The 24,619-nt window shown below is 74.2% G+C and carries 24 protein-coding genes and 1 pseudogene; 6 read left to right on the top strand and 19 right to left on the bottom strand.

Annotation, left to right across the window (positions count from 1 at the left end; genetic code table 11):
- Positions 1-78: 78 nt before the first annotated feature.
- The 7 genes from ACWF9Z_RS00385 to ACWF9Z_RS00355 all read right to left on the bottom strand — a co-directional run bounded on the left by ACWF9Z_RS00385 (position 79) and on the right by ACWF9Z_RS00355 (position 7,009).
- Entirely contained in the window at positions 79-801 is a 723-nt protein-coding gene (locus tag ACWF9Z_RS00385; protein WP_453595845.1) for an ABC transporter permease, read from the bottom strand.
- Entirely contained in the window at positions 798-1,688 is an 891-nt protein-coding gene (locus ACWF9Z_RS00380; RefSeq protein WP_453596519.1) for an ABC transporter ATP-binding protein, read from the bottom strand. The genes ACWF9Z_RS00385 and ACWF9Z_RS00380 overlap by 4 nt, the downstream gene beginning before the upstream one ends.
- 250 nt (positions 1,689-1,938) lie before the next feature.
- Complete coding sequence (locus ACWF9Z_RS00375; protein ID WP_453595842.1) at positions 1,939-2,853, bottom strand: phytoene/squalene synthase family protein; 915 nt, start codon at positions 2,851-2,853, stop codon at positions 1,939-1,941.
- Positions 2,853-4,541, bottom strand: a complete 1,689-nt coding sequence (locus ACWF9Z_RS00370) for a serine/threonine-protein kinase (protein ID WP_453595839.1) — start codon at positions 4,539-4,541, stop codon at positions 2,853-2,855. The genes ACWF9Z_RS00375 and ACWF9Z_RS00370 overlap by 1 nt, the downstream gene beginning before the upstream one ends.
- A gap of 231 nt (positions 4,542-4,772) precedes the next feature.
- Positions 4,773-5,039, bottom strand: coding sequence for a GlsB/YeaQ/YmgE family stress response membrane protein (locus ACWF9Z_RS00365; RefSeq protein ID WP_356650817.1), 267 nt, complete (start codon positions 5,037-5,039; stop codon positions 4,773-4,775).
- Positions 5,040-5,222: 183 nt separating this feature from the next.
- A complete protein-coding gene (locus tag ACWF9Z_RS00360; protein WP_453595836.1) occupies positions 5,223-6,215 on the bottom strand; it encodes a hypothetical protein in 993 nt (330 codons plus the stop codon).
- Entirely contained in the window at positions 6,212-7,009 is a 798-nt protein-coding gene (locus ACWF9Z_RS00355; RefSeq protein ID WP_453595833.1) for a phosphatase PAP2 family protein, read from the bottom strand. The genes ACWF9Z_RS00360 and ACWF9Z_RS00355 overlap by 4 nt, the downstream gene beginning before the upstream one ends.
- A 196-nt stretch (positions 7,010-7,205) precedes the next feature.
- Here ACWF9Z_RS00355 and ACWF9Z_RS00350 point away from each other — a divergent pair, with 196 nt between their 5' ends.
- On the top strand, positions 7,206-7,871 hold the full coding sequence (locus ACWF9Z_RS00350; RefSeq protein ID WP_453595830.1) for a TetR/AcrR family transcriptional regulator: 666 nt from the start codon (positions 7,206-7,208) through the stop codon (positions 7,869-7,871).
- Positions 7,872-8,140: 269 nt separating this feature from the next.
- Here ACWF9Z_RS00350 and ACWF9Z_RS00345 read toward each other — a convergent pair whose 3' ends face one another.
- Positions 8,141-8,677 (bottom strand): TerD family protein, encoded by a 537-nt coding sequence (locus tag ACWF9Z_RS00345; RefSeq protein WP_453595827.1) that lies wholly within the window; start codon positions 8,675-8,677, stop codon positions 8,141-8,143.
- A gap of 626 nt (positions 8,678-9,303) precedes the next feature.
- Between ACWF9Z_RS00345 and ACWF9Z_RS00340 the strand changes: the two genes are divergently transcribed.
- Complete coding sequence (locus tag ACWF9Z_RS00340; protein ID WP_453595824.1) at positions 9,304-10,107, top strand: glutamate ABC transporter substrate-binding protein; 804 nt, start codon at positions 9,304-9,306, stop codon at positions 10,105-10,107.
- 400 nt (positions 10,108-10,507) lie between these two features.
- On the opposite strand, the gene ACWF9Z_RS00335 is transcribed toward ACWF9Z_RS00340, so the two are convergent.
- The gene (locus tag ACWF9Z_RS00335; protein WP_453595821.1) at positions 10,508-12,085 is read right to left on the bottom strand and encodes a hypothetical protein; all 1,578 of its coding nucleotides are present in this window, start codon (positions 12,083-12,085) and stop codon (positions 10,508-10,510) included.
- Between the two features lie 453 nt (positions 12,086-12,538).
- On the opposite strand from ACWF9Z_RS00335, the gene ACWF9Z_RS00330 reads away from it, so the two are divergent.
- Complete coding sequence (locus ACWF9Z_RS00330) at positions 12,539-13,426, top strand: endonuclease I family protein (protein ID WP_453595818.1); 888 nt, start codon at positions 12,539-12,541, stop codon at positions 13,424-13,426.
- Between the two features lie 35 nt (positions 13,427-13,461).
- Here ACWF9Z_RS00330 and ACWF9Z_RS00325 read toward each other — a convergent pair whose 3' ends face one another.
- The 4 genes from ACWF9Z_RS00325 to ACWF9Z_RS00310 all read right to left on the bottom strand — a co-directional run bounded on the left by ACWF9Z_RS00325 (position 13,462) and on the right by ACWF9Z_RS00310 (position 17,496).
- Entirely contained in the window at positions 13,462-13,902 is a 441-nt protein-coding gene (locus ACWF9Z_RS00325) for a GNAT family N-acetyltransferase (protein WP_453595815.1), read from the bottom strand.
- A 65-nt stretch (positions 13,903-13,967) separates the two neighbouring features.
- Positions 13,968-15,563 carry a beta-N-acetylhexosaminidase gene (locus tag ACWF9Z_RS00320; RefSeq protein ID WP_453595812.1) on the bottom strand — a complete coding sequence of 532 codons (1,596 nt, stop codon included), beginning with the start codon at positions 15,561-15,563 and terminating at the stop codon, positions 13,968-13,970.
- A 188-nt stretch (positions 15,564-15,751) separates the two neighbouring features.
- Positions 15,752-16,201 carry a GlcG/HbpS family heme-binding protein gene (locus tag ACWF9Z_RS00315; protein WP_453595809.1) on the bottom strand — a complete coding sequence of 150 codons (450 nt, stop codon included), beginning with the start codon at positions 16,199-16,201 and terminating at the stop codon, positions 15,752-15,754.
- A gap of 53 nt (positions 16,202-16,254) precedes the next feature.
- Positions 16,255-17,496, bottom strand: a complete 1,242-nt coding sequence (locus ACWF9Z_RS00310) for an MFS transporter (protein WP_453595806.1) — start codon at positions 17,494-17,496, stop codon at positions 16,255-16,257.
- Between the two features lie 199 nt (positions 17,497-17,695).
- Between ACWF9Z_RS00310 and ACWF9Z_RS00305 the strand changes: the two genes are divergently transcribed.
- Positions 17,696-18,154 (top strand): MarR family winged helix-turn-helix transcriptional regulator, encoded by a 459-nt coding sequence (locus ACWF9Z_RS00305; protein ID WP_453595803.1) that lies wholly within the window; start codon positions 17,696-17,698, stop codon positions 18,152-18,154.
- Between the two features lie 52 nt (positions 18,155-18,206).
- On the opposite strand, the gene ACWF9Z_RS00300 is transcribed toward ACWF9Z_RS00305, so the two are convergent.
- The 4 genes from ACWF9Z_RS00300 to pdxR form a co-directional block, all read right to left on the bottom strand.
- A complete protein-coding gene (locus tag ACWF9Z_RS00300) occupies positions 18,207-18,725 on the bottom strand; it encodes a hypothetical protein (RefSeq protein ID WP_453595800.1) in 519 nt (172 codons plus the stop codon).
- Positions 18,722-19,432 carry a SigE family RNA polymerase sigma factor gene (locus ACWF9Z_RS00295; RefSeq protein ID WP_453595798.1) on the bottom strand — a complete coding sequence of 237 codons (711 nt, stop codon included), beginning with the start codon at positions 19,430-19,432 and terminating at the stop codon, positions 18,722-18,724. Before ACWF9Z_RS00295 ends, ACWF9Z_RS00300 begins: the two co-directional genes overlap by 4 nt.
- An 8-nt stretch (positions 19,433-19,440) precedes the next feature.
- Positions 19,441-19,878 (bottom strand): LAETG motif-containing sortase-dependent surface protein, encoded by a 438-nt coding sequence (locus tag ACWF9Z_RS00290; RefSeq protein ID WP_453595796.1) that lies wholly within the window; start codon positions 19,876-19,878, stop codon positions 19,441-19,443.
- A 201-nt stretch (positions 19,879-20,079) separates the two neighbouring features.
- Entirely contained in the window at positions 20,080-21,585 is a 1,506-nt protein-coding gene (pdxR, locus tag ACWF9Z_RS00285; protein WP_453595793.1) for a MocR-like pyridoxine biosynthesis transcription factor PdxR, read from the bottom strand.
- 29 nt (positions 21,586-21,614) lie between these two features.
- On the opposite strand from pdxR, the gene ACWF9Z_RS00280 reads away from it, so the two are divergent.
- A complete protein-coding gene (locus ACWF9Z_RS00280) occupies positions 21,615-22,748 on the top strand; it encodes a DMT family transporter (protein ID WP_453595791.1) in 1,134 nt (377 codons plus the stop codon).
- 32 nt (positions 22,749-22,780) lie between these two features.
- Positions 22,781-23,015 (top strand): annotated as a pseudogene (locus ACWF9Z_RS00275) (AraC family transcriptional regulator); the annotation flags it as partial.
- A gap of 47 nt (positions 23,016-23,062) precedes the next feature.
- Here ACWF9Z_RS00275 and ACWF9Z_RS00270 read toward each other — a convergent pair.
- A complete protein-coding gene (locus ACWF9Z_RS00270; RefSeq protein WP_453595788.1) occupies positions 23,063-23,437 on the bottom strand; it encodes a YbjQ family protein in 375 nt (124 codons plus the stop codon).
- 47 nt (positions 23,438-23,484) lie between these two features.
- Positions 23,485-24,216 carry a response regulator gene (locus tag ACWF9Z_RS00265; RefSeq protein WP_453595785.1) on the bottom strand — a complete coding sequence of 244 codons (732 nt, stop codon included), beginning with the start codon at positions 24,214-24,216 and terminating at the stop codon, positions 23,485-23,487.
- Positions 24,217-24,619 lie beyond the last annotated feature (403 nt).

Below are 24,619 nucleotides of genomic sequence, written 5' to 3'. Positions count from 1 at the left end.
TCCGTAATCGGTTCCGTGTCGTCCGTACTCGGTTCCGCGTGCCGGGCCCTGCGCCGGTCCGTGTGCCGTGCCCATCGCCTACACCGTCCTCGCGGACCGACGGTACGAGAGGACCGCGTACGCGCCGAACACCAGGGCCCACCCCGCGATCACGCCCGTCGCCGCGAGACCGGGAGCCGCACCCCCGGCCAGGGACTGCCCGATCTCCGCGAAACGGTGGGTCGGGGTGAGGCCGGAGACGGTGCGCAGCCAGCGCGGGAACAGCTCGACGGGGAACCAGAGGCCACCGACGATGGACAGCACCAGGTTGCAGGCGACGTTGACGAGGCCGGTCGTCTGCGCGGACAGCCGGTAGCCGTTGCCCATCCCGAGCAGCGTGAAGGGGAGCGCCCCCAGCCAGAGCGTGAGGATGACGGCCGCCCACTGCCAGGCCTCGAGCCGGACCCCGTTGACGAGCGCGCCCGCCGCCAGCACGGCGGCGAGGGCGGGCAGGACCACGACCGATCCGGTCAGCGCCCGTCCGGCCACCACCTGGCGCGGGGTCATCGGAGTGACCCTCAGTTGGCGCAGCCAGCCGGTGCCCTTGTCCTCGGCGACGCCCGTACCGGTGGACAGGGCCGCGCCCAGGGCCCCGTAGGCCGCCATGGCGACCATCGAGGCGGTCCGCCACGCGGGGTCGGGGGCGGCGAGGTTGGTGAAGAGGAGGTACATCACCACCGGCATGCCCATGCCGAGGAAGACGAACCCGGGGTCGCGCAGGGCGCGGCGGACTTCGAGGCGGACGTACGCGCTGACGATCATCGTGCCGTCTCCATCGGGGTCCCGGAACCGGTCAGGGCGAGGAAGGCCTCGTCGAGGGAGGCGGCCGTGACCTCCAGGCCGCGGATCGCGTCGAGGCGGGCGAGCGCGACGACGGTGGCGTCCGGATCGGTCGTGCGCAGCCGCGCGCGGTCCGCCCGCACCTCTACGGAGACCACTCCGGGCAGCCCGGCCAGGTCCCCGGTGGGCCGCCCGGCCAGGTCGAAGGCGACGAGGGAGCCCCCGGCGGCGCGCCGGAGCCCGGCGCCGGTGTCGTCGGCGACGATCCTGCCCCGGTCGATGACGAGGATGCGGTCGGCGTGGGCGTCGGCCTCGTCCAGGTAGTGCGTGGAGAACAGGACGGTGTTGCCGCGCCGGGCGTAGACCCGCATGGACTCCCAGAAGGCCCGCCGGGCCTCCACGTCGAGAGCGGCGGTCGGCTCGTCGAGGACGATCAGCTCGGGGTTCCCGGCGAGGGCGACGGCGAAGCGGACGCGCTGGGCCTGGCCGCCGGACAGCCGGTCGACGCGGCGGCCGGCGAAGTCCGTGAGCCCGGCCAGACTCAGGGCCTCGGCGACGGGCAGGGGCGCCGGGTAGGTCCGGGCGACGAAGGCGACGAGCTCCCGCACGGTGATCCGCGGCACGGCGCGCCCCTCCTGGAGCATCGCGCCGACCCGGCCGGAGCGCACCGCCCGCCCGGGGCTCTCGCCGAAGAGCCGCACACGGCCCGCGTCCGGCTCGTCCAGCCCGAGCAGCAGGCTGATGGCGGTGGACTTCCCGGCGCCGTTGCGGCCCAGCAGGGCCACCGTCTCGCCGCGCCGGATGTCGAGGTCGAGGCCGGTCACGGCGCGGACGGAGCCGAAGGACTTGGCGGCGTGCCGGAAGCTCACCGCCGGGGGTGGGGTCGGGGGCGGGGTCGGCGTCGGCGTCCGCGCCCCGGCGTGCCCGTGTGTCCCGGTCTGTGCCTCGGCCTGCGCCTCGGCCTGTAAGTCGGTCTGCGCCTCGGTCTGTCCCTCGGTCTGTCCCTCGGTCTGCGCCTGGAGCTGGGCCTGCGCCCGGGTCTGCGTCATGCACATCACGCTACGGACGGGCGCGGCTCCCCCGGCAGATCCGCATGTACGGACTCCGGCCGTACATATGTCACCTCGGGGTACGGGGCCTGCGCGCCCTGGCCCGGACCAGGGTGCGCAGCGGCGCGGCCAGGCCGTAGCCGACGTCCTTGCGCAGGGCGCCGACACCGGCCTTCTCCACCGCCGTGAGCTGGTGCTCCATGAGCTCCGTCATCGTCACGGCGACCGGCCGCAGACCCGGTTCGGTGAGGTCGAGGATCCCGCCTGCGGCGGCGAGGGCGCTGCGGGCTCGCCCGCATTCGGCGGCCAGGAGTTCCCGTACGCCCGGGGTGTCACGGGCCTGTTCGAGGTCGGCCCGGGTCACGGAGTGCTCGTCCAGGCGGGTGCGCGGGATGCAGAGCCTGCCGTCCGCGAGGTCTCCGGCGAAGTCGGCCAGGAAGTCGACCCGCTGGGCGGCGTCCACGAACCGCCGCCAGCCGGCGGCCTGTTCGGCGTCGGGACCGCCCTGATACTGGAGACCGGTGAAGACGAGCACGCCGGGCCACGCGTAGGCGTCGAGGTAGGCCTGGAAGTCCTCTTCGGTGGCGAAGCCGTCGAAGACCGCCTCCTCGGTGGCCGCGCCGTCGAGGAAGCGGAAGATCCATTCGGCGGGCAGGCCGCGGGAGCCGACGGCGTGGGCGTAGGCGCGGAGCAGCGGATCGGGACTGTCCCCGGTCTCCAGGGCGCGGTGCACCTCGGCGCCCAGTTCCTTGAGGCCGGCGGCCCGCTCGTCCGGGGTTCCGGTCTCGGCGACGTCGTCGACCCGGTTCATGAAGGCGAGCCCGGCCGCCAGCCAGGGCACGAGCGGGGGTGCGGCCAGCAGGCGCAGGGTGAGGTAGGGCGCGGGTTCGCGGCGCAGGACCCGGCGGGCCGCGTAGGTGTAGTCGGCGCGGAGCCGGGAGCCCGAGATCCCGGCCGAGGTGAGCGTGGAGCGCCAGCTGGTCATCAACTCTTGTACACCTTCTTGATCGTGAAGTCGGTCCCCGCGAGGACGTAACCGCCCTGACCGTACGGGTCGCTGAGGTACGGGCGGACCGCGGGGGCGCCGAGCCACGGGGAGACGTTGAGGTAGCGCGAGCTGGGGATCTCGACGCCGAGCTCCTTCTTCGACTGGTCCATCAGGGCGGGAAGGAGGTCCCAGTTCATCGCGGCCATGTCCATGAGCGGCTCGCCCTCCTTCACGGTGCCGGACGGGCCGGTGCGCTTGGCCGCGCCGTTGCGGTACTGCCAGGAGTCGACGGTCTTGGCTCCGGGGGCGGTCGGGATGGAGGCGAGCACGTACTCGTCGTAGACCTTCATGTCGACGAAGGTGGTGGTGCCCGCCTGCTGCTTGAACGCTTCGACGGCGGTGCGGATGCCGGCCGGGTTGATCAGGCTGCCGGCGGACGGGGTGGCGTTCTTCGCCGTGCTCGCCTTCGGGCTCGGACTCGGGCTCGGGGTCGTCTCGGAGCTCCCCGGGTTCGGGGTGGCCGGCGCGGACGCCGCGCTCGACCCCTTCGCGTCGGCGCCGGTCCCGGACCCGGTGTCCTTGCCGGTGTCACCGCCGGGGAGCCATTTCACGAGGCCGATCACCCCGGCGATCAGGACCACCGCGAGGGCCACGGCCAGGGGCGCCGGGCGGCGGCGCGGGCGGGCGGCCGGCTCGGGGACGGGCGCGGTCGGCGCGTACGGATTCCCCGCGCCCGGGACGAACAGCGTGGTCGGCCGGTCCGTCGTCGTCGCCGCCGCCGCCGCCGGCCCGAACTCGCCGAGGGCGACCGGGGGTACGGACGGGGTGCCGCTCTCGAGAGCACTGCTCGCGCTGCGGAGCAGCGCTTCCAGCTCCTCGGCGTCGGGCCGCAGGGCCAGGTCCCGCACCAGCAGCCGTTCCAGTACGGGTCCCAGCGGGCCGGACCGTACCGGCGCAGGGATCGGCTCGTCGAGCACCGCGACCACGGTGGCGAGGCTGGTGGCCCGGCGCAGCGGGTGCACCCCCTCCGAGGCCACGTAGAGCAGCATGCCGAGCGACCACAGGTCGGAGGCGGGCAGCCCCTCAGCGCCACGCGCGCGCTCGGGCGCGATGTACTCCGGCGAGCCGATCAGCACACCGGTCGACGTCAGCGCCGTCGCGCCGTGCAGCGCGGCGATGCCGAAGTCGGTGAGCACGGCGGAGCCGTCGGAGCGCAGCAGCACGTTGGCCGGTTTCACGTCCCGGTGCAGCACCCCTTCGGCGTGCGCGGCCCGCAGCGCGGAGAGGACGTCGCGCCCGAGCCGCAGCACCTCGGCCACGGGCATCGGCCCGTCGGCCAGCCGGTCGTGCAGGGAGCCGCCCCTGACCAGCTCCATCACGATCCACGGATGGCCTTCGACCCCGTCCGGGGGCTCCACGATGTGATGGATGGTGACCACGTTGGGGTGGGCGAGACGGGCGAGCGCGCGGGCCTCGCGGACGGCCCGCTCGCGCAGTTGGACGGCCAGGCCGGGCTGTGCGGCGGCGGTCGCCGGATCCGGCGGCCGCACCTCCTTGAGCGCGACGTCCCGGTGCAGGGCGATGTCGCGGGCGCGCCACACCGTCCCCATTCCGCCACTGCCCAGGGGTTCCGCGAGCTCGAATCGCCCGTCGATCAACTGTCTGCCGGCCTCACTGCTGTCCATGGCCGGTCATCGTAGGGGCCGCCGCCGACGAGGGTGCGGCCGGTGCCGGTACACGGGCCCGCGCGGAGTGCCCGGTACGCGGGCCCGCGCGGATTTCGGGGAGCTGCCGCCGGGCACCGCGGGCGTGGGCAGAGCGGCGCGCGCTACCCGCCGCCCGGTGACGGCCGGCCGCCCGGTGGCGACCCCCGGCCGGTCAGTTGGCCACCGGCCGGTCAGCTGGCCACCGGCCGGTCAGTTGCGGGAGTTTCCGAACAGCAGCCGGTAGGCGATGAGGAGGACCAGCGAGCCGCCGATGGCGGAGCCCCAGGTCGCGAGGTCGAAGAACTCGTCCTGGATCGGGCGGTCCAGGAACTTCGCCGAGAGCCAGCCGCCGACGAACGCGCCGGCGACGCCGATGAGGGTGGTGCCGATCAGGCCGCCGGGGTCACGGCCGGGCAGCAGGACCTTGGCGATCCCGCCCGCGAGCAGTCCGAGGATGATCCAGCTGATGATGCCCATGCCCATTCACTCCGCTTCGGTGTGCGCGCGCCGTGCGTGCGGGCGCGCTTCGTATCCGTCGTCGTGTCGTCCTGCTCGACCTGACTCACCGAGGAGGACGCCCGAAGCGGTGAAACGGTTCTCCGGCCGCCGGGTCCGGGCTTGCGGACCTGCGGGCTTGGGGCTACGTCGCCGGGCCCGGGGTCATACCGGCACCCTGGACCGCGTCCCGGCCTGGGCCGCGACCCCGGCCGCGCCCCCCGCCGGGACCACCGCCGCGGCCGCCGCCTCGACCATCGCCGGAACGCCCGCCGAAGCGACGGCCGCGGCCTGGACGACGGCCCCGCGGGCAGCCGTCCGGGACGGACCGGGTCCCGCCTGTGCCGGTGTCCGCGTGAGCAGCAGCACGCCCCGCGCCGCGGCGAGCGCGCCGGCCGCCGCCAGCAGGACCCCGAGGGCCCCGCCCTGGATGCGTTCGCCGAGGAGGACCATGCCGATCGCGGCGGCGGCCAGCGGATTGGCGAGGTTGACCACCGCGAGGGGGGCGCCGAGGCCGCCGCGGTAGGCCCGTTGGGACAGCAGCATCCCGCCGACCGCGAAGACCACCACGAGCAGGGCCACCGAGACGACCCGGACGCTGAGCAGCGCCCCGCCGCGGCCGCCCGCCACGGCGACGGTCTGGGTCAGGGCGGAGGCGGCCGCGGAGGCCAGCCCCGACGCGGTCGCGTGGCGCAGCCCCGAGCGGGTGTCCCTCCGTGCGGTCAGCAGCACGATCACCACGGCGGTCGCGCCGGAGACCGCGAGGGCCTCGGCCAGGGTGAGGGTGTCGTCGGGGGCCGGGCCGGACGCGGGGAGGAGGAGCAGGCCGAGGCCGACGACGGTGGCCAGGGTGCCGCGCCATTCGGTGGTGGCGACGCGGCGCCCGGCGCCGTGCGCGCCCAGCGGTACGGCGGCGACGAGAGTGAGCGCGCCGAGCGGCTGGACCAGGGTGAGCGGCCCGTACCGCAGGGCGGCGGCGTGCAGGAGCGCGGCGGCGGCGTTCAGTCCGGCCGACCACCACCATGCGCCGTTGCCGAGCAGCGCGGTGGTGCTGCGGGCGGTGGCCCGGCGGGCGAGGCGTTCCTGGGCGACGGCCGCGGCCGCGTAGGTTGCGGCCGCCGCGAGGCAGAGCAGGACGGCTACGAGGGTGGCGTTCACCGGATCACTCCTACGGCGACCGGCTCGGGTTTCGCCGGGCGCGGACTCGGCATGCTCCGGAGAACGACCCGGGAGCGGGCGGCCGGGCGCGGGACCAGCAGCAGGGCGCCGCCGAGCAGGAGGGCCGCGACGACGGCGTCGAGCCAGTAGTGGTTGGCCGTGCCGACGACGACGAGAAGGGTCACCAGGGGGTGCAGCAGCCACAGGGCGCGCCACCGCGAGGAGGTGGCGGCGATCATGCCGAGGGCCAGCATCAGGGCCCAGCCGAAGTGCAGGGAGGGCATCGCCGCGAACTGGTTGGCCATCGTGTCGGCGGCGGGCGCGGCTCCGTAGACCGTCGGCCCGTAGACCCGGCCCGTGTCGATCAGGTGCGCGGCCGCGAGCAGCCGCGGGGGCGCGAGGGGGAAGGCCAGGTGGATGGCGAGGGCGGCGCCGGTCAGCAGGGCGAGGACGCGTCGGGTCCAGAGGTAGTGCGCGGGGCGGCGTACGTAGAGCCAGATCAGGAAGGCCACCGTGGCGGGAAAGTGCACGGCCGCGTAATAGGTGTTCGCGGTGTGCACGAGGGCGTCCCCGTGCAGGAGCAGGCCCTGGATCAGGCCCTCGCCGGGCAGGTGCAGGGTGCGCTCGGCGTCCCAGACGCGGGCGGCGTTGCGGAGGGCCTCGTCCGTGCGGCCGGTGGCCAGCATCCGGCCGCACTTGTAGACGGCGAACAGGCCCGCGACGAGCAGCAACTCGCGTATGAGGCGGCGGCGCTGCCCCGCGCCGGCCCCGGCAGGTGTGGTGTGGGAGGTCATCCCCCGGTCTCGCTTCCTGTACGCGTGCACACATCGACACGCCAGTGTATCGATACATTAGCGTATCGATACGCACGTGTACCGATACGCGACCGTTCTTGTACACTGGGGCCCAGACCGACCGCCGAGATCAGGCCTACGCCGGCCGCCCGGCCGGCCGGGGCCCCGCCCGAGCGTCACCGAGGAGAGCCGCCCCATGACGTCGCCGACGCCGGACACCGCATCGGCCCCCGCACGCCGCTCCAAGATCACCCCGGAGCGGGAGCGGCAGTTCTACGACGCCGTCCTGGAGCTGCTGCGCGAGGACGGCTACGAGGCCCTGACCATGGAGGGCATCGCCGCCCGGGCCAGCTGCGGAAAGTCCACCCTCTACCGGCAGTGGAAGACCAAGCCGCAGCTCGTCGCCGCCGCCCTGCGGGCGGACCGGCGCGGCACGCTGGCGGCGGTGGACACGGGGACGCTGGCGGGCGACCTGCGCGAGGCGGCCCTGATCGCGGCCTGCACCTCCGGGCGCGACACCCGGCTCACCCAGGCCCTCGGGCACGCGGTGCTGAGCGACGAGGAGCTGAAGGCGGCACTGCGCGAGGCGTTGGTGGAACCGGAGCTCGCGGCCTTCGACACGATCGTGGAACGGGCCGTGGCGCGGGGCGAGATCGCCGCCGGCCACCCGGCCGTGGAGTTCCTGCCCGCGCAGCTGATGGGCGTGCTGCGGATCCGGCCGGTGCTGGAGGGGCGGTACGCCGACGCCGAGTACCTCGTGCGGTTCGTCGACGCCTGTCTGCTGCCGGCGCTGGGCGTCGACCCGGGGCCCACATCGGAGCCCGGCCCCGGCCCCGGCCCGCAAGCGGCCCGGACCCCCTGAACCGGCCGGCCGCCGTTCCCGATGACCGGACGGCGGCCTGCCCGCGCTGCCTCGTGGGGACGGTGGCAGCGCACCACCCGGACCGGGCGGCGGGCACTCCTTCGCGGAGTGGCCGCCGACCGGTCCGTGCGGATCGACTCCGCGGGACCCGGCTCCGCGCGACCCTGCTCCGCGTGACCCTGCTCCGCGTGACCCGGCTCCGCGTGACCCGGCTCCGCGTGACCCGGCTCCGTGCGGATCGACTCTGTACGGGCGCCGGCCCCGGCTGATCAGATCCGGGCGAAGCCCATGACCCGGGCGAACTCCTCCGGGTCGGCGTCGAAGCCCCGTACCGCCGGATCCAGGGACCAGCTGCCCGAGGCATCGCGGGTGAACTCCGCGACCGTGGCGGCGGAGGCCGCGGCGACGGCCGTGAAGTCGTGCACGGAGAGCTCGGTGTAGCCCTCGCGGATCCGCAGTCCGGCGCCCGCGACGGCGGCGAAGGTCAGGGCCGGGCCGGTGCCCGCCGGCTGGATCACCACTCCCACCACCACCCGGGTCAGCTCCGGCGCGATCCGGTGCAGTTCGAGCGTCATGACCTCGTCGAAGCCGAGGCCCTGCCCGGTCCGGCTGTCGCGGTCCAGCGTGATGGTGCCGTCGGGGGAACGGCTCCCGAAGTGCACCAGGTGCACGGGCTGCCCGTGCGGGTCGCCGGCCGCGTACACCGCGGCGAGTATGTCGAGATCGTGTACGGGCGCCCCCGTCGGGCTGGGATCCCACCGCAGCGCGATCTCCACCTTGGCCAGCCCCTTGCGTACTCCGCTCACCGAACTCCCCCTCCACTTACGGTGCGTTGCCCTCCCATGCTGTCACGAGGCCGTCCGCCCGGTCCGAACGACCGTACGTTCCCGGCCAGGCCGAGCCGGGGGGGGGGGGGCGGGGGCCCCCCCCCCGCGGGGGGGGGGGGCGGCCCCCCCCCGCCCCCCCCCCCCCCCCACCCCCCGCCCCCCCCCCCCCCTCTCCCGGGGGCGGGGCGGGGGCGGGGGGGGGGGGGGGGGGGGGGCGCGGGCCCCCCCCCGCGGCGCCCCCCCCCCCCCCACCACCGGATCCCCCACCCGATACCCCACCGGATCCCCCGCCCGGACGGGACCCGCGCCCCTCCCCCCTCCCTTCCCTGACCAGCTCCCCTTCCCCTCCGTGACCGGCCGCTCCCCCTCCGCGACCGGCCGCTCTCCCGCCCCGGGCGGGATCCGCCGCAGGATCTGCCGCCTAACCGGATCGTGACCCTCAAGTTTTGCTCAGATCTCGTGACATCGAGCCCGGCGACTTCCTAGCTTCCTCATATACGCGCCCACCCGGCCCCGCGGCACCCCGCGTCCCGGCCCGTCCCGGCGTGCCCGGCGCGACCCCGCGCGCCGCGCGCGACCCCGCGTATCCAAGGAAAGAGTGCAGCATGAGGGTTCCCAAGGCCGGCGCGGTCGCCGCAATGATCGGTCTCGTACTGACCGCGTCCGGGTGCGGTGCCGAGGACAAGGGGAACATCGCGATCGGCATCAAGTTCGACCAGCCGGGCGTCGGCATGCGCGAGCCCGACGGCACCTTCACCGGCTTCGACGTGGACGTGGCGACGTACGTGGCGAAGGAGCTCGGCTACAAGGCCGACCACATCACCTTCAAGCGGGTCCTCAGCAACGACCGCGAGCTGCTGCTGGAGTACAACGAGATCCAGTTCGTCGCGGCCAGCTACTCGATCAACGACAAGCGCAAGGAGAAGGTCGACTTCGCCGGCCCGTACTTCCTCGCCCACCAGGACCTGCTGGTCCGCGCCTCCGACACCTCGATCACCAAGGCCGAGGACCTCAACACCAAGCGGCTGTGCTCGGTGACCGGCTCGACCTCGGCGGAGAACCTCAGGAAGAACCTGGCCCCCAAGGCCAGCCTCCTCGAGCTCGGCGGCTACTCCGAGTGCCTCGTCGCACTCCAGGACGGCCTGGTCGACGCCATGACCACGGACAACTCCATCCTCGCCGGGTACAGCGCCCGCAAGGGCAACGAGGGCAAGTTCAGGATGCTCGGGCTGAACCTGAGCAACGAGAACTACGGCATCGGCATGAAGAAGGGCAGCCCCGAGCTCCAGGGCAAGATCAACGCCGCGATCCGCAAGATGATCGACGACGGCTCCTGGGAAGCGGCGGTCAAGAAGAACTTCGGCGCGGACTACAAGTACGAACCCGCCCCCGCCGCAGCGGGCAGCTGACGACCGTCGCGCCGCGAGCTGCGGCCCCCGGGCCGGCTCCGCGCTGGCCCGGGGGCCGTTTTGCCGGGGTCCGCGGGTCGGGGTCAGTGGCGCGGCGCCGTCCGGCCGCGGTAGGAGCGCGCGGCGAGGAGCGGGCCGGTTCCCCCGACCAGGAATGCCGTGAGCCCGCGAAGGACAACGCTCCAGTGGCTGAAAACAGCAGGGTCGTTCGGTCCACTGGACGACCGTCAGGACGGCGGCCCCGGCGGTGTGCGGCAGCGGGAAGACCGCGCGCGAAGGCCGTGGCGATCAGCGCTCGTGGCGGGACCCCGCGTCCCGCCCCGCGTGATCAGCGCAGCGGTACCGGTGCCACCACCGGTACGGGCACCCGTACCGGTACCGGTGGTGGATCAGAGCCCGGCTACGGGGCGTCCAGTTGCGCCTGGCTGTGGGCGTAGAGGACGCGCTCGCAGACCAGGCCCAGGCACCTTCCCGACCCGCCGTCCTCGAGGGCTTCGGCGTTCACCGCCGGACCGTAGTGCTCGGAGACCGACCACAGACGCTGCGCGCCGCGTTCGTAGTAGAGGTCTTCGGCGCCCGTGGCGGTCTTGATCGCGCTGCCGCTGGACACCAGCTCGCCGTTGCTCCACCGGTAACGCCAGAGGTTGCCCGGGTCGTTGTGACCGGCGCTCTGGTTGACGTACAGCGTCCCGCCCGTCGCCAGCGCGCCCTGGGCACCGCCGTTCGGCATCGGCAGGTAGTTGGCCCAGCCTTCGGCCGCCACCTCGCCGGAGCGGTTCTCCAGGGCCTTGACGGGGAACGACGCGATCCGGCCGGGCGACGGGTGGCCGCTCTCCGGACGGCAGTACTCACCCATGATCAGCCGGTCCGGGGTCGTGCTGCGGTCGAGCGACAGGTAGGACGCCTTCGGAGCGCCCGTGCTCACGCACGTGAACGAACCCGCGGGATTGGACTGCGCGGCCTTGAACTTCCAGGCCGCCACCTGCGGCATCACGTAGCGGTAGCCGAAGCTGTACCAGACGTTGTTCTGGCGGCCGATCTTGGTCTTGTCCTCGACGTTGGACGTGGTCTTCACCCCGTCGGTGTCCGCGCCCATCGCGTCACCGGCCTTGCCGTCCCCGTTGGGGTCCAGGTCCATGATCTTCTCCATGTCGAAGATCCGGATGCCGCTCCGGGTGTCGGCGACATAGAGGTAGTGGCCGTACCAGACCATGCCGCCCGCGTGCAGGCCGTTCTGCATGTCCACGTTCGGGTCCGGAACCGTCGAGCCCTCGGCGGAGTGCACTCCGTCGAAGGAGACGTGGTCCGAATCGTTCATGTACGTCCAGCCCAGCAGCACGTGCCGGTACGTGACCGTGCCGTCGGCGCGGCGCTGCACGAAGGAGATCCGCACCCCCTTCTGGTTGCAGGCGTCGTTCGCCTTCAGCTCGTCGGGGTTGCAGTCGCCGACCTCGTTCCCGTTGCTGTCGCGGCCCGGGTCCCAGTTGTCGTAGGACGCGTAGAGCTGGATGTTCTTGTCGTTGCCGACGCCGTACTGCTCGTTGTCCGCGGCGTCCGAGACGCCCGTCATGGCCTGCGGGATCCACTCGCGCGAGGTCGAGTCGTCGTTCTCCAGACACCACTTGAGGGCCGGGGCGGGCGCCGTGCCGAACGGATCGCGGGCGCACGACGTGGTGTTGACCGTGCGGTTGGCATCGGCGAGGAGCTTCGACACGCCCGCCTTGGGCAGTACGCCGTCGAGGCGGGCGACGCGTTCGGCGGTCGTCCCGTTCAACGCGCCGGCCTGCAGGGTGAAGTCCGAAGGGTCGGCCTTGCCGCCGGGGGCGGTCCATGCCGTGGTGCCCACGGGTGCCGCGCCGCTCGCCGTCGTCTGCGGGTCCTGGTGCCAGGCTTCGGGCAGCGGTGCGGGGGTCTCCTCCGCGCGGGCCGGGGCCGACAGGCAGGTCAGCGCCACCGTGGCCGCGGTCGCGGCCGTCAACCACGCCCGGCGTATTCGGATGTGAGACGTGCGGGGGGCCATGCGTGGGGACATGCGTCCTGCCTCCGTTGTAGCCGCTGTCGCTGATGCCGCGACAGCTGATCAACGAAGACTTTCAGGACGCTTGCACGGAAATCAAGGACGACCGGGGGTCAACCGCCCCTGCCCGAACGGGATGTGCGGTGTTGCCCCGGAATCTCCAATTCCGGGGCCACACCGTCCACCCCACGGGGTGACGGCCGGCCGGCCGCAACCTCCGCGGCGACCACGGAGATCCGGGTGGACCGGGCTCGGACGGCGGGTGCGAAGACGGGTGCGAAGACGGGCTCGAGGTGCCTCCGTGCAGGAGCCTCGCGCCGCTCCCACCTGGCGGCGGACGCCAAAGTCCCGGCTGCCGACACTTGGTTTTCATCTGTTGGGCACATGACAATGTGAGCCTCGATCCGCCACCTGATGCCCCGCCAATTCCCCGGGCGGGAGCGGTGCTGTGAAGAGGTACCCCACGTGAAGAGAATCGCGCATCTGACTCCCTGGGCGGCGGGCCTCGCCGCGGCCGCCCTCGTACTGGTCCCGGCCTCCGCCACGGCCGGACCGAGGACCGCGACCGCCGCGGCCTCCTCGGCGGCCCCGGCTTCCTCGGCGGCCCCGGCCTCCGCCATCGACACGTACTACGCCTCCGCCGAGGGCAAGACCGGCGCCGCGCTGAAGACCGCGCTGCACAACATCATCAAGACCCAGTCCAAGGTGACGTACGACGGCGTGTGGAACGCCCTGAAGGTCACCGACCAGGACCCGGCGAACCCCAACAACGTGATCCTGGTCTACTCGGGCCGCTCCCAGTCCAAGTCCACCAACGGCGGCGGGGTCAACGACTGGAACCGCGAGCACGTCTGGGCCAAGAGCCACGGCGACTTCGGCACGGCCACCGGCCCGGGAACCGATCTGCACCACCTCAGGCCCGAGGACGTCACCGTCAACAGCACTCGCGGGAACAAGGACTTCGACAACGGAGGCAGCCCGGTCGCCGAGGCGCCCGGCAGCTTCACCGACGCGGACTCCTTCGAGCCGCGCGACGCCGTCAAGGGTGACGTCGCCCGCATGCTGCTCTACATGGCCGTGCGCTACGACGGCGGCGACGGCTTCGCCGACCTCGAGGTCAACGACCAGGTCAACAACGGCAGCGCGCCGGCGATCGGCCGCATCAGCGTCCTGAAGCAGTGGAGCCTGCAGGATCCGCCGGACGCCTTCGAGCAGCGCCGCAACCAGGTCATATACGACACCTACCAGCACAACCGGAACCCGTTCATCGACCACCCGGAGTGGGTCAGCTCCATCTGGTAGCCGCCGGCGCCGCGTCTCCCGCGCCCTGCCGGGCGCTACTGCGCGCCGAGGACCATCCAGTTCTCGGGGGCGTCGAGCGGTCCGAAGCCGACCTTCTCGTACACCCCGTGGGCATCCGCGGTCGCCAGCAGGATCCGCCGGATCCCGTACGGGGCGAGGTGGTCGCGCACCGCTCCCGCGAGGGCGGTGCCGAGCCCCTTGCCCCGCGCGCCCGGGTCCACGTACACGTCGCAGAGCCACGCGAAGGTGACCCGGTCGGTGATCATGCGGGCGTAGGCGACCTGGACGCCCGAAGCGGCGTCGTAGACACCCAGGTTGACCGAGCCGTCGATCGCGGCGTCCTGCTTCTCCCGGCTCCGGCCCCGGGCCCAGTAGGAGTCCTCGGAGAGCCAGCGGTGGACCCGCTCGCGGTCGATCCGGGCGGGGTCGGCGGAGATCTCGTAACCGTCGGGCGACGGCAGCAGCTCATTGTCCATTCCCGCATCCAACACCGCGACCGGGCCCTGCGACCAGCCAATAAGCCGGGGTCGGGGCCGGTCGGTCAGAGCCGGTCGGCCAGGGCCTTGAACTCCGGCCAGGTGAGGGCCGGCGGGCGGGGGTCCCAGAGCTTCTGCGCGACGGCCGCCAGGGGCAGCCGGATGCCCTCCGCCACCTGGGCCTGGGTCTGGGCGCCCGCCAGGTCGGCCCAGACGGCGAAGCGCCCGCCCAGTATCTGGCTGTCGAAGCTCTGCGGGACCGCCGTGGTGCCGCGCAGCACCCGCGGGGTCCACTCCTCGTAGATCCGCCGGCCGGTGGGGTAGGTGAAGTCGTTCGGCTCGCCCAGCACGTAGTAGAGGTACTCGTCGTTGAGGTTCACGACCTTGCGGCCCTCGCGCAGGTACTCCAGCGGCGGCCGGGCGCCGCCTTCCTTGCCGGTCCAGTACTCCACCTCGATGTCCTTGGCCGGCTGGACGACTCCGCCCGTGAAGAAGCCGTCGTTCCACGCCGCGGGCCGGCGGCCCGCCGAACGGACCACGTCCGCACGGGCGTTCAGCCAGCCCGTCGCCAGGTCCTGGACGCGCCCGGCGGCCCCGTAGCGCTCCCGCGCCGCGGCCGCGAGCTGCGGGAAGGAGGCCTGCGGGTCGCGGTAGACCAGCGCCTGGTACTCGTCGGCGCCCAGGTTCCAGATCCTGCCCGGGAACAACGGCAGGTACTCCCGCAGGAGTTCGTCCACGAGCTTCGCCGCCGCGGGGTTCGCTATGTCCACCGCGCCCTTGACCGCCCGGCCCTGGACGTCGTGCAGTTGCAGTGCGGGGTACGCGCGCAGGACCGCGCCGAGGTGTCCGGGCGAGTCGATCTCGGGGATCACCGCTATGTGCAGGCGGGAGGCGAGCGCGGTGATATCGCGCACCTGCGCCTTCGTGAGGTGCGGGTCGGAGACGATCTCCGGGTGGGTGTCGGACTCGATCCGGAAGGCCTGGTCGTCGGAGAAGTGCAGGCCCAGCTGGTTCAGTTTGAGGTCGGCCATCTCGCGCAGCCGGTCCTTGATCCAGTCGGGGGTGAAGTTCTTGCGCGCGATGTCCAGGTTGAGGCCGCGCTGCGGTTTGGCCGGGGCGTCGCGCACGGTTCCCTCGGGGGCCGAACCTCCGCCGCTGACGGCCTGCTTCAGGGTGCGGGTGCCGTAGAAGACCCCGGCCTCGTCGGGGCCGTTGATGCGGACCTTCCCGTCCTTGACGGTGAGCGTGTAGGACTCGGGCTTGCCGGAGCCCTTGGCCCCGAGGGCGAGTTCCACGTCCCCGCTGCGCGATGTCGCCGATTCGGCGAACTGCATGCCCAGTTCGCCGGCCAGCAGCTTGCCCTCGTCGGTCAGCTCCGCGCTGTCCGCCGGCGGTACGACGACCCGCGCCTTCGGGCCGGGCTGCCAGCCGGGGCCGCGGGCCGGGACGTGCTCGCGTACGGCGGGGATGGTGTGCGGGGCCGTGGACAGCGCGTACGAGCGCGTCGGCGAGGGGGCGACGGCCGGCGGCTCGGCGGACTCCGGCCGGCCGGGCGGGGCGGAGGACGAGGACGGGGACCGGCTCTCACCCGTGGTGGCGGTTGTCCCGGCCGAACTGGCCGAACCGGTCGCACAGCCGGGTATCGCGACAAGGGAGACCATCGCGGCGACTGTGGCCGTCGCGAGGTGAATCCGTCTGCTCCGCATCGTCGGTTTCGTCATCGTTGGCTCGTGAGTGCGCCCGTGTCCCCCGTACCAAGGTGGCACGGGGGACACGGGCGCGCGACCGGGGCGGCGGACGCCGGGCGGGCGCGCGGGGCGGGCGCCGCCCCACGCGCCGGCCCGGGGTGTCAGACCAGCACCGTGACGGCGGCCGCCGCGAAGTCGTGGTCCTGACCGGGTGCCCCGCCGCCGACGCCGACAGCGCCCACGAGCCGGCCGTCCCGGTGGACGGGCAGGCCGCCCGCGATGAACAGCAGCGGCCGGTCCAGGGCGGTGGGCAGGGTGTGGAAGAGGCCGCCGGGCTGGACGGCGTCGACCAGGTCGGCGGTCGGGGCGTCCAGCTGGAGCGCGGTGTAGGCCTTGCGGGTGCTGGTCTCGCCGGAGATCAGCACGGCCCGGTCGTCCCGCCGGAAGGCGAGCAGGTGGCCGCCCGCGTCGAGGACGGTGACGCTGACGGCGATCCCGGCCGCCTCCGCGGCGACCGTGGCGGCGCGGACGAGCGCCTCGGCGTCCGCGGTGGTCAGCGGGGCGACGGCGGTACGGGCGGTGACGGTGACGGTGGTGGTGGCCGTGGACATGCTGGGAGCTCCTGTGTGCGGTGCGGTACGGGGGGTGGTGGATCGGTGGCGGATCAGTGGTGGCTGAGGACCGGGGCCGCGTCGGCCGGGGATCCGGCCGCGGCGACCCGGCCGCGGCGGCCGTCGCGGCCGTCGTCGCCCGCGCGGCCCGCCGTACGCCGTTCCAGCGCTCCGGAGACGAGGGCGAGGCCCAGGGCGGAGGCGGCGAGAGCGGCGCCGACCCAGTTCGGGGCGGTCCAGCCGAACCCGGCGGCGATGACGACTCCGCCGAGCCAGGCGGCGAGGGCGTTGCCGAGGTTGAAGGCGCCGATGTTGACGGCGGAGGCCAGGGTGGGGGCCCCGGCGGCCTGGTCGAGGACGCGCTTTTGCAGCGGCGGCACGGTGGCGAAGCCGAGGGCTCCGATGAGGACGATGGTGACGGCGGCGCCGGCCTTGGTGTGGGCGGTCAGCGTGAACACCGCGAGGACGGCGGCGAGCGCGCCCAGGGACACGTAGAGCATCGGCATCAGCGCGCGGTCGGCGAACCGGCCGCCGATGAGGTTCCCGGCGACCATGCCGAGGCCGAAGAGGACGAGCAGCCAGGTCACGGAGGTGTCGGCGAAGCCGGCCACGTCGGTCATCATCGGGGTGATGTAGGTGATGGCGGCGAAGACCCCGCCGAAGCCGAGGACGGTCATCGCCATGGCCAGCAGGACCTGGACGTTGCGGAACGCGGCCAGTTCGTGGCGGATCCGCACGCCCTCGGGGCGGGGCAGGTCGGGGACGAGGCGGGCGATGCCGAGCAGGCCGAGGACGCCCAGCGAGGCGACGACCAGGAAGGTGACGCGCCAGCCGAGGTGCTGGCCGACGAGGGTGCCGAGCGGGACGCCGATGACGTTGGCCACGGTGAGGCCGGTGAACATCATGGCGATCGCTCCGGCCTTCTTGGCGGGGGCGACGAGCTCGGCGGCGACGACCGCGCCGATGCCGAAGAACGCGCCGTGCGCGAGGGAGGCGACGACCCGGCCGGCGAGCATCACGCCGAAGACGGGGGCGAGCGCCGAGAGGACGTTGCCGGCGATGAACAGCCCCATGAGCAGCATCAGCATGCGCTTGCGGGGGACGCGGGTGCCGAGGACGGCCATCAGCGGCGCCCCGAGGACCACGCCGAGGGCGTAGCCGGTGACCAGGAAGCCCGCGGTGGGAATCGATACGCCGTAGGTGGCGGCGACCTCGGGGAGCAGGCCCATGATCACGAATTCGGTGGTGCCGATCCCGAAGGCTCCGATGGCGAGGGCGAGGAGTGCGAGAGGCATGAGGGGGTGCCCTCCAAGGGGGGAGATTACCGTGTGAGGCCGCCACGTTCACTGCGACGCGTGGGTGCTGCCACTTTCTCGGCCGTGGCTGATTACCTGCGTCCACATTAATTGCATACGCGGGTTAATTGCAAGCGCGGGCTATTGCGCTCGTCGCCTATCCTGGGGGGACACCACGAAGGACCCGCAGGAGGAGCCCATGACGGCCACGGACAGCGCACTCACCGCCCTCTCCCAGGGCTGGTGCGCCCTCTCCCTCCTGCACGGGCGGATCGAGGCGCACATCGAGCGCGCGCTCCAGGCGGGACACGGACTGAGCGTGCGTGAGTACTCGCTGCTCGATGTCCTCAGCCGCCAGCACAGCGGCCCCGGCGGGCACCTCCGGATGCACCAGGTCGCGGACTCGGTGGTGCTCAGCCAGAGTGCGACGACCCGTCTGGTCAGCCGTCTGGAGGACCGGGGCCTGCTGAACCGGTACCTCTGCGACACCGACCGCCGGGGCATCTACACCGACGTCAGCCCGGCCGGTTTGGCCCTGCTGGCCGAGGCCCGGCCCACCAACGACACCGCCCTGCGCGAGGCGCTGGACGAGGCGGCGCGCAGGCCGGAGCTCGCACCGCTGGTGGCCGCCGTGAAGAACACCCCGGCGGCCGGGTAGCTAGGTCGCGGCGGACGGCCGCCGGGTCGGAGCGGAGCGACCCCTTGACCTGTCAGGGGCGGCTCGGCGAGGCCGACGGTGCCGGCGCGGACGCTCCCGCGGTCGAGGGCGCGGCCGAGGGGGCGGACGGGCGGGACACGGTGGCGCTCGGCTTCGGCGCACCCGGGCCGCCTTCCGTGGCCCGGGCGGTCCCGGGCACGGGCGTGGGAACGGACGAGGACGCCGAACCCGAGGGCGAGGGAGACACCGACGGCCCGGTCACCGAGGACGGCGACGGGACGGTCGGCGACGGCGAGGGCGGCGCGGCCGGCGGCACCGGGTCCGGCCGCACGGGCGCGGAGTCCGGAGCCAGGACGGCGTACCCGACCACCGCGGCGGCCGCCACGGCCAGCCCGGCCAGCTGCAGCGCGAACATCCGCGGCCGCGCCGACGCCCACGGCATCCTGCGCACCTCCTGCCCCGGCGGCCGCGCCGGGCGCAGCGCGCGCACGGTGATGCCGGCGGCGCGGGCGTCGAGGGCCTGCCGCAACCGCAGCTCGACGGGCCCCTCGGGCACCCCGTCACGTGTCATATCCGACCCTCCAGAAGTCGTTCCAGCGCGTCCAGGGCGCGGCTCGCGTTCGACTTGACCGCGCCCCGGCTGATCCCGAGCGTCTCGGCTATCTCCGCCTCGCTCAGATCGGCCCAGTAGCGCAGCACCAGTACCTGACGCCGCCGCGGCGTCAGCCGGCCCAGCGCGGCGAGGACCTCGCGGTGCGCCTCGTCCAGGACCACGGCCGCCTCGGCGGACGGTTCGTCGACGGGCGCCGGCGGGGTCCACGCGCGAACCGTCCGCCTGCGGCGCAGGACCGAACGCGCGGTGTTCACGACGGCGGTGCGCAGGTAGCCCAGCGCGTTGTCCACCTCCGTGATCCGCTCTCCGTGGCGCCGGTACAGCGCCGTGAACGCGTCCTGCACCACGTCCTCGGCGGTGCCCAGGTCGTCCACGAGCAGCACGGCCAGCCGGACCATCCGCAGCCGGTGGGCGTGGTAGAGCTCGGTCACGGTCGGCTGCGGGCCGCCGTTCGGATGGGCGTCGCCGCAGGTGGGGCCGTCCGTATGGCCATAGCTGTGCCCGTAGCCGTGCCCGTACGTGTACCCGTGCCGGTACGCCTCCGACGGCGCGGGCGGGGCCTGCGGGGCGGAGCGGTCGCGGCGCAGCAGGAACGACCACAAGCCCCGCCGCGACCGGAAGGATCCGGCCGCGGCGAGGCCCACGGGTGGTGCGAGGTGGAGCACGGAGATCCTCAGCCGTTGGTGCGGCGCCGCACGGCGTACAGGGTCGCGGCTCCCGCGGTGAGCAGCACGGCGGCCCCGGCGCCGAGCGCGGTGGTGGTGGCGGAGGAGCCAGTATGCGCGAGCTCGGGCTCACCGGTCGAAGCGGCCGACGCGGAGGGCACGGGAGCGCCCGAGGGGGCGGAGGACACGCTGGGGGCGGTGCCCGGAGCCTTGCTGGGGGTCGCGCTCGGGGGAAGGCTCACGACCGGCGACGGGGCGGCGGCCGGGGCGGTCGACGTCGGGGCGGGGGAAACGCTCGGCGAGGCGGGCGACGAGGCGGACGGCGTGGCGGACGCTCCCTGCGCGGCGGAGGCCGGTCCGGCCAGGGCGACGGCCACCCCGGCGGCGGCGACGGCGACGGCCGCCGCCCTGCGGACGGACAGCGGGGCGCGCTTCAGGTTCTTCACGGTGGTTCTCCACGGTCGGCTGGAGAGCGCGGGTTCACGCCCTCACCCCCGCACGACGCGCGACCCTCCGGGAGGTTGCCGCCGTTTCCGGAAAACTTTTCGCGGCCCTCGACACGACCTCGCCGCGACCTCGAGACGGCGGGACCGCACCCTCGGCCCAGGCCCGGATCAGGCCCGGATCAGGCCCGGATCAGGCCCGGATCAGGCCCGGAGCAAGCCCCGCAGCGCCGTGCCGAAGGCGGCCACGCCCTCCTCGATCTCGCCCGCCGTACCCGCCGCGTAGCCGAGGACCAGGCCCGGGGGGCCGGGGGCCATCCGGTGCCAGGACAGCGGATGGGCCTTGACGCCGAGGGGCAGGGCCGCCGACGCCAGGGCGGTGTCGTCGAAGCCGGCTCCGTCGAAGGTGACCATCAGGTGCAGCCCGGCGGCCGCGCCGTGCACCCGCGCGCCCGGCAGCTCCGCGGCGATCGCCCGCAGCATCGCGTCCCGGCGGGCCCGGTGGCGGCGGCGCACGAAGCGCAGGTGGCGTTCCAGTTCGCCGGACTCCATCAGCCGGGCCAGCACCAGCTGGGCGAGGACCGGGTTGCCGAGGTCGGCGTAGCGCTTGGCCTCGATCACGGCGTCCAGGTGCCGCGGCGGGACCAGCAGCCAGCCCAGGCGGAGGGCGGGGGCGAGGAGTTTGGAGACGCTGCCCGCGTAGCAGACGGCGTCGGGCAGCAGGGCGCGCAGTGCGGGGACGGGGGCCCGGTCGTAGCGGTGTTCGGCGTCGTAGTCGTCCTCGATGACGATGCCGCCGCGGGCCGCCCAGCCGAGGAGTTCGCGGCGCCGTTCCCCGTCGAGCACCGCCCCGGTCGGGAACTGGTGCGCCGGGGTCAGCAGGACGGCCCGGGCCGGGCCGGCCGCCAGGGCCGCGGTGTCGATCCCGCCCGCGTCCACCGGTACCGGCAGGGTCCGCATCCCGCCGTGCTCCAGTTGCCGCCGCGCCCCGAGCGATCCCGGGTCCTCCACCGCGACGCACCGCACGCCGTCCGCGTACAGCACCTGGGCCAGGAGGCCGAGTGCCTGGGCGACGCCCGCGACCACGACCACCTCGCCGGGGTCGGCCCGGATCCCGCGGCCCCGGGCGAGCCAGCCGACGATCGCCTCGCGCAGCGCGGGCGTGCCCTGGGGGTTGCCGTAGCCGAAGTCGCCGGGGGTGAGCCCGGCGAGGACCCGGCGCTCGGCCTGGAGCCATGCCGTGCGCGGGAACGCGGTCAGGTCGGGCACCCCGGGCGAGAGGTCGATCCGGCACGGTACCGCGCGCAGCGCGTCGACCAGCGGCTTCCGGGCCCGCGGCCCGAACGGGTCGGCCCGGGCCGGCGGTTCCGCGGCCGCCGCGGACGGGGACGCGGGCGCGGTCACCGCCGGCGCCGCCACCACGATCGTGCCCCCTCGGCCGCGGCCCGCGACCTGCCCGGTCTCGGCCAGCCGCTGGTACGCCTCGGTGACCAGGCCCCGGGAGACCCGGAGTTCGGCGGCCAGGACGCGGGTGGCCGGCAGCCGGCTGCCCACGGGGAGCGTGCCGTCGGCGATGGCGGCGCGCAGCCGGTCGGCGAGCCATTCGGTGCGGCCGCCCGCCGGGGCCCGGCCGATGTCGAGCTGGAGGAAGTCCGATCCGGATCCACCGGTTCTGGACCCCTCGGAAGCGTTCTCATTGGACCTGCCCATGGGTCCATTGTGACGTCAGGCTCGAGGACATGAAGAAGACGTCCACAGCGCCCACCGCCACCGCTCCGTCCCCTGCCTCCGCTCCGTCCACTCCGTCCACTCCGTCCACGCCGCCCCCTCCGACCCCTGCGACCCCTCCGGCCCCTCCATCGGCTCCGCCGCTGCGCGATCTGGTCCCCGGCATCGTCGGCATGGCGCTCGTCGGCAGCAGCGTCACCGTCTCCCGTTCGCTCGTCGACGCCCCCCTCTTCGGCGTCCAGGCCGTGCGTTACGGGGCGGCCGCGGTGCTCCTGTTCGCCCTGGCCCGCGTGGCCCGGGTGCGGATCGTGGCGCCCCGCGGCCGGGAGTGGCTGTGGCTGGCGGGGATCGCCGCGACCGGGCTGGTGCTGTTCAACCTGGCCGTCGTACGGGGCGTCGCGCATGCCGAGCCCGCCGTGATCGCTGTCGCCGTGGCCTCGGTGCCGGTCCTGCTCGGGGTGCTCGGCCCGCTGTTGGAGGGCCGCAGGCCCAGCCGCCGGGTGCTGCTGGCCGCGCCGCTGGTCGTCGCCGGCGCCGTACTGGTGGAGGGGACGGGCCGGACCGACGCGGCCGGGGTGGGCTGGGCCGCGCTCGCGCTGGGCTGCGAGGCGGGCTTCACCCTGCTCGCGGTGCCGGTGCTGCGGCGCCACGGCGCCTGGGGGGTGTCGCTGCACGCGGTGTGGATGGGCGCGGTGATGCTGGCGGTGCTCGCGCTGTGCGTCGAGGGGCCTGCGGAGCTGGCGTCGGTGACCGCGCACCAGTGGGCGGCTTGCGGGTACCTCGCCGTCATGGTGACGGCGGTGGCCTTCCTCCTCTGGTACCGCACGGTGGCCGCCGTGGGCTCCGGCCGGGCCGGGCTGCTGAGCGGGATCGCGCCGCTGGCCGCGGCCGGGGCGGGCGCTGCCTGCGGCAGCGGGGTACCGGGACCGGCGGTGTGGCTGGGCCTGGCCGTGGTCGTCGCCGGGCTGGCGGCGGGACTCCGCCCGGAAGGGGCCCGTTCCGGCCCGGCAGGCACCCCGGCAGGCACCCCCGCCGCCCTCGCCGCCCTCGCCGCCGCCACCATCGCCCCCGCCGCCCCCGCCCCTGCCGCGGCTCCGCCGGCCGCGCGCACGCCCCGTAACGCCCGGGAGTCGGCCTCCCCTTGAGCCCGCCGGGGCTCGTGGATCACCATCCGCAGATGGCAACGCCCCCGTACAGCAGCTGGCTGCGGTACTTCTCGCCCACCGCCAATCACCGCAGACTCGGCCTGGTGTGTCCCGGCGTGGGCGTGCAGCAGGGTGTGCTGCCGGTCGTCGGGCCGCGCGCCCTCGACCATCACGTCGCGGTCGTGGTCTGCGCCGGCCGCGGCTGGTTCAGCCACGGCGGACGGGCCCCCAGCCGTGACGGCTCCGGCCCTGCTGTGGCTGGTGCCGGCTGAGCGCGCCGCGCCCCGGGCCCGGCACGGTCCGCGGGAGACGGCCTACGTGCCCGCGGGCGCCAGCACGACGGCCGTCCCGTAGGCACACACCTCGGTACCGACATCGGCGGCCTCGGTGACGTCGAAGCGCATCATCAGCACCCCGTTCGCGCCGCGCGCCTTCGCCTGGTCGATGAGCCGTTCCATCGCCTGGTTGCGCGTCTCCACCAGGGTTTTGGTGAGGCCCTTCAGTTCACCGCCGATCATCGACTTGAGGCCCGCGCCGATCTGGCTGCCCAGGTGGCGCGAGCGCACGGTGAGGCCGAAGACCTCGCCGATGACGTTCTCGACCCGGTAGCCGGGGACGTCGTTCGTCGTCACGACCATGACGCCGGTCTGCTGTGCGCCGGGGCCACCGCCGTAGTCATCGATACCCATGGGTCCACTGTGGAGGCGCCGGGCGGCGGCCGCATCCGGAGACGGTCTCAGGTCAGCCGTGCGGCGAGTCCGGACTCGTGCGCCACCACGACGGCCTGGGCGCGGCTGGACAGTCCCAGCTTGCTCATGCAGCGGTGGACGTGGGTCTTGACCGTGGCGGGACTGAGGACGAGGCGTACGGCGATGTCGGCGTTGGACAGCCCGGCCCCGACCAGACCGAGCACCTCGTGTTCGCGCGGCGTCAGGGCGGCCAGGCCGGGGTGCGGAGCGCGGACGGCGGCCGGGACGGCGTACGTGTCCACGAGCCCGCGCAGGGCTCCCGGGCTGAACAGCATCTCGCCGGCGTGCACGGTGGCGATGGCCGCGAGCAGCCGGGCGGGCGGGGTGTCCTTGAAGAGGAACCCGCCGGCTCCGACGCGCAGGGCGCGGAAGACGTACTCGTCGGAGTCGAAGGTGGTCAGCATGAGCACCTTGGGCCCCCTGGCGGGCTCCGCGGTGGGGGAAGGGGAGGCGGGGGCGGAAGCGGCGGCGGCGGAAGCGGAAGCGGAAGCGGCCAGGATCCGTTCGGTGGCCGTGATCCCGTCGATCCCGGGCATGCGGATGTCCATGAGGATCACGTCCGGGAGGGTCTCGGCGGCGAGCCGCACCGCCGCTTCCCCGTCCTCGGCCTCGCCGACGACCTCGTAGCCGGGCGCGGCGGTGAGCAGCGCGGTCAGTCCGGACCGGATCAGGAACTGGTCGTCGACGACGAGGACGCGCAGTACGGCCCCTCCCTGCACGGCCCCTCCTTCCCGGTCCTGTTGGTGTTGCTGTTGGTATGGGTGTGGGTGTTGCTGGTCCCGCTCCCGCTCCCGTTCCCGCTCAGCCGGCACGGCCGGTCCTCGGCACGGGGACGCGCAGGCTGACCTCGAAACCGCCCCCGGGGGCAGGCTCGGCGGTCACCGTGCCGTCGTAGACGCGCGCTCGCTCGCGCATGCCGATGAGCCCCTGCCCGGAGGCGCCGGAAGCGACGGCCGCGCCCGCGAGGGCCGTGCCCGCGGCGGCCCCCGCCGGGGCGGGCCCCGTCGCACGCGCGCGCCCGCGCCCGTCCCCGCGGCGGCCCGTACGCCCGGGCCGCCCCCCCCGCCCCCGCCCCGCGCGCCCGACCCCCTCACCCACCCCGGAAGCGCCGCGGAGCCCCCG

It is taken from the genome of Streptomyces sp. NPDC054961 (assembly GCF_053609145.1).
This window is presented reverse-complemented; position numbering and strand designations above follow the sequence as displayed.